Source organism: Microvirga sp. 2TAF3 (assembly GCF_052114965.1).
Taxonomy (GTDB): domain Bacteria; phylum Pseudomonadota; class Alphaproteobacteria; order Rhizobiales; family Beijerinckiaceae; genus Microvirga.
The window spans coordinates 1-614 of the sequence record NZ_JBFRFT010000061.1 but is presented as its reverse complement, the minus strand read 5'-3'; the positions used below and the strand labels follow the sequence as shown (position 1 = coordinate 614).

Sequence of the window (614 nt, the reverse complement as noted above, 5' to 3'; positions counted from 1 at the left end):
AATACTTACGAACTTCATAATGCCGGCCGTCCGTACAGCTTCTCGCAGAATGGTGACACGATGCGGTTTGAAGTGCACCAGGGCGATTACGGAATGTACGGCGCGAACACGACCGACCGCTCGGAGATCGCCAGCTACAAGAAGCTCGACTACAACCAGACCTACACGATCAGCTACAAGTTCATGGTCGAGCCCGGCGCCAAGAACACCGCCGACTGGCTCGTGATGGGCCAGCTGCACCAAACCGAGGACGCGGGCGACTATTCCGGCCCGACGCCGTTTGCGATCGAGATGGTGGGCGAGAAGATGCGCGTCACCGGCCGCTACACCACCGAGCAGCCAACCAAGAACGCGCCGGTCTACATGCCGCTCTACACCGACAGCACCGACCTGCAGCGCGGCCATTGGTACGACATGAAGATCCAGGTCAAGCTCGATCCTTATGGCAACGGTGCGCTCGACGTGTGGCGCGACGGCACCCAGCTCGTCCATTACAACGGCGCGCTCGGCTATCCCGATCAGGTCGGCCCGTACTGGAAGGAAGGCGTCTACCGCTCGACCGCTTCGGAAAGCATGGCCGTCCAGTACACCGGCTTCGATATGGTCAAGGGGAC

General features: G+C 60.9%; 1 protein-coding gene. It reads left to right on the top strand.

Annotated features, from left to right (window positions below; all coding sequences use genetic code 11):
* The coding region (locus AB4Y97_RS21010; protein WP_442000976.1) for a heparin lyase I family protein at positions 1–614 on the top strand (614 nt) is incomplete at both ends.